The organism is Micromonospora foliorum (assembly GCF_022229015.1).
In the GTDB taxonomy this organism is placed as follows: Bacteria; Actinomycetota; Actinomycetes; order Mycobacteriales; family Micromonosporaceae; genus Micromonospora; species Micromonospora foliorum.
On record NZ_JAKKFF010000478.1, the window covers coordinates 1 to 3,827 of the forward strand.

Sequence of the window (3,827 nt, forward strand, 5' to 3'; positions counted from 1 at the left end):
CCGGACCACGGGGCAAGCCGACAGGGTCCCGCACCGGCACACGGAGCTCGGCCGGCAGGTCGGCGCGACCGGGCCGCCCGGCATCGAAGCCGTCGAAGCGCGGCTCCGCCGGCGGCGGCGGATAACCGCAGGGCGCCCGCTGGTCGTCGGGGCCGTACCCGCCGCGCTGGTCATCCGGGCCGTACCCACCGGGTGAGCGCTGGTCGTCCGGGGGGCCGTACCCACTGGGGCCGGCGGGCAGGCCGCGCTGCGGCATGCCGTGGCCACCCATCGGGCCGGGACCCATCGGACCACCGGGACCCATCGGGGGGCCGGCCGGGCCACGCGGCGCGTCGTAACCACCGCCGCGGGGGGCGTCGTACCCACCGGCGAAGGCACCGGTCGGCTCGTCGTAGCGGCCGTAGGGCGGGCCGGCCTGCGCGGGCATCGGCCGGGGCGGCATCGGCTGCGGAACCATGCCCCGGTCGTCCCGCATCGGCGGACCCATCCGGTCCGGTGGGCCCATCCGGTCACCCATCCGGGGGTCGCCACCGCGCCCGGCGCTGTTGCGCTCCTCCAGCTCGGCCAGCTGCCGCTCGACCCGGTCCAGGTGCAGGTCGACCTGCCACTCGTCGTAGCCGTTGAAGCGGACCCGGAAGACGACGTCGTGAACCTCCTGGGAGGCCACCGGGGCGCCGACCTGTCGGCCGTCGAGCGTCGCCTCGACCCGGTCGAGGAAGGCATCCACCTCGTCGACCTTGTATCCCCGGCGGAGCGCCTTGCGCCGGAAACGCTGACCCTGACTCGCCACTATGTCTCCTGGTCTCGTTCGCCACGCCCGGTCACGCCGGTGCCTCTCCGGCGCGGTCGGTGTTGGTGTCGTTGTCCTCGGCGGCGGCGAGCTGGCCACACGCGCCGTCGATCTCGCGACCTCGGGTGTCCCGAACTGTGGTGGACACCCCGGCGTCGCGCAACCGCCGGACGAACTCCCGCTCGACCGGCTTCGGGCTCGCGTCCCAGCGGCTGCCCGGCGTCGGATTGAGCGGAATGAGGTTCACGTGGGCCAATTTGCCGGCCAGCAGCCGCCCGAGCAGGTCGGCTCGCCACGGCTGGTCGTTCACGTCCTTGATCATCGCGTACTCGATCGACACGCGACGGCCCGTCCGGGCGGCGTAGTCCCACGCTGCGTCCAGCACCTCGGCTACCTTCCAGCGCTGGTTTACCGGCACGAGTTCGTCGCGCAGATCATCATCGGGCGCGTGCAACGACAGCGCAAGGGTCACTGAGAGGTCTTCGCTGGCCAGTCGGTGGATGGCCGGAACCAGGCCGACCGTGGAAACGGTGATGTGCCGCTGGGACAGGCCGAGCCCCTCCGGAGCCGGGCTGACCAGCCGACGGATCGCCGCGATCACCCGGTTGTAGTTGGCCAGCGGCTCGCCCATGCCCATGAAGACGACCCGCGACAACCTCGGCGGGGAGCCCGCGACCACGCCGGAGGCCGCCACCCCGGCCATGTACACCGCCTGGTCGACGATCTCCGCCGTCGACAGGTTGCGGGTCAGCCCGGCCTGGCCGGTCGCGCAGAACGGGCAGGCCATGCCACAACCCGCCTGACTGGAGATGCAGACGGTCACCCGGTCCGGGTAGCCCATCAGCACGCTCTCCACCAACGCACCGTCGTGCAGCCGCCAGAGCGCCTTGCGGGTGGCACCGTCGTCGCAGGCCAGCTCGCGCACCGGGTTGAGCAACGTCGGCAGCAACTGGTCGGCCAGCCGCTCCCGGGTCGCCGCGGGCAGATCGGTCATCGCCTGCGGGTCGCGGACCAACCGCCCGAAGTAGTGGTTGGAGACCTGCTTGGCGCGGAAGGCCGGCTCACCCAGCCCGGTGACCAACGCCTGGCGGCCGGCCAGGTCCAGGTCAGCGAGGTGCTGAGGGGGCATGGAGGCCCGGCGCGCGGCGGGGGCGACCGAGATGGCGGGGATCAGGGGCAGGCTCGTCATGGCTGGTCCAGTGTGTCACGCCGTCGGCCGCGGGTGCCGGTCCGGAGGTGTCGAACGGGCCGCGACGGCCGAAGCCGGATGGCCAGGTCGCCGTGATTCATGCCTCAGCTCACCACCGGCACGAGGACCGCCAACAGCAGGTACGCCGTCGGCACCGCGAACAGGATCGAGTCGAGTCGGTCCATCAGACCGCCGTGGCCGGGCAGCAGGTTGCTCATGTCCTTCACGCCGAGATCCCGCTTGATCATCGACTCGGCCAGGTCGCCGAGGACCGCCGCGCAGGAGACGGCCACCCCGAACAGCGCACCCCACCAGGGGGCCACCTCGAACATCAGCCACAACAGCAACGCGCTGCCCAGGGCCGCCGCGGTAACCGAGCCGGCGAAGCCCTCCCAGGACTTCTTCGGGCTGATCGACGGGGCCATCGGGTGACGGCCGAAGGAGACGCCGGCCGCGTACCCACCGGTGTCGGAGAGGACCACCCCGATCAGCGTGGCCAGAATGCGTAGCGGGCCGTCGTCGGGGGCCGCCGCCAGCAGCGCCGCGAAACCGGCGAGGAACGGCACGTAGACGGCGATCAGGGTGGCCGCGGTGAGATCCCGCTGGAAGCCGGCCGGCCCGTCGCCCAACCGCCAGATCATGGTGCCCAGCACCGTGACCAGCAGCCCCAGGCTGAGCGCGTCCGGGCCGGCGAACCAGGCCAGACCCACTGTCAACACGCCACCGGCGATCAACGGCACCAGCGGCGGGTGCGCGCCGCTGCGTCGAACCGCGCGGGCCATCTCCCAGATGCCGACGGCGACCGCGGCGGCGATCACCGGCAGGAACGCCAACGGGTAGACGACCAACGGCACCACGATCAACGCGCCGAGGCCGAGCCCGACCCCGATCGCCGCCGGAAGGTTGCGCCCGGCCCGGCCGGTGCCCACCTGCTGGGTGGCCGGTCGGTCGAGGCTGGCCCGACGGCGCCCCTTCGACCGTCGACCGGTCGTCGGCGCCTCGTCCGGTGCCACCTCGGCCCGAACGGGCGGGAGCTGCTCGGTCGGGTACCCCGGGTCGTCGAGGCGGGCGGGAGGGCTCGGCTCGTCGAAGCGGCCACGGTCCGGGCCGTCGTAACGGGGCGGCCCGTCGCCACCGGCGGGAGGTCGGTCCAGGTACCGGTCACCACGACCCCGGTCGTCGTACCGGTCGGGCTGGTTCCGGTCGTCCACGTGCCGGTCGCGGTCGTCGAAACGATCGTGCCGGTCGCGGTCGTCGAAGCGGTCGTCCGGGCGGACCGGGCGGCCACGCTCGTCGTACGGGTCCGCAGGGTCGGCGTACGGCCGGGCGTGCGGGTCGGCGTACAGCTCAGGGCCGGCGGCCGGACGGCGGCTCCACTGGCCGGCCTCCAGCTCCTGCTCCGGCCAGGGCAGCGCCACCGGGCGCTCCGGCCGATCCCAGCCACGAGGCTCGCTGCCGTAGGGGTCGGGGTGGGACATCACGCACCGCGACGCGGCACGAGAACCACCACATGACGCAAGACCACAAGCATCCCCTACACGTGCGATGTTCCTCCGATTGACCGCCCCGACGGTCGGTCGATCCCCGGTGTTCACCACCCGGTGGCCGGGAATCCTGCCGAGCCTACTGCACACGCCGGACCGGCACGGCGGACGAGGCACGCCGACGGACGTCACCCCCGCCGCCAGGCCGCCGGCCAGCGACGCACCCCCATCCGGTACGGCAGACCGGAACCGCCCGGTCGGCATCGTCCTCATGTCGGCCTCGCTGGTGCGGCACAGCACCGGATCGTCCGGATTTCCTGCCGACCAACGGAACGAGGCCCGTTCCCGACGTCGGGAACGGGCC

At 73.0% G+C, this 3,827-nt stretch carries 3 protein-coding genes; all 3 read right to left on the reverse strand.

Annotated features, from left to right (window positions below):
• On the reverse strand, positions 1-790 hold a 790-nt coding region (locus PSH25_RS28435; RefSeq protein WP_238661966.1), incomplete at its 3' end, for a DivIVA domain-containing protein.
• A 31-nt stretch (positions 791-821) separates the two neighbouring features.
• Entirely contained in the window at positions 822-1,979 is a 1,158-nt protein-coding gene (gene rlmN, locus PSH25_RS28440; protein WP_091400305.1) for a dual-specificity RNA methyltransferase RlmN, read from the reverse strand.
• Between the two features lie 104 nt (positions 1,980-2,083).
• A complete protein-coding gene (locus PSH25_RS28445) occupies positions 2,084-3,457 on the reverse strand; it encodes a phosphatidate cytidylyltransferase (protein ID WP_238661967.1) in 1,374 nt (457 codons plus the stop codon).
• Positions 3,458-3,827: the final 370 nt, after the last annotated feature.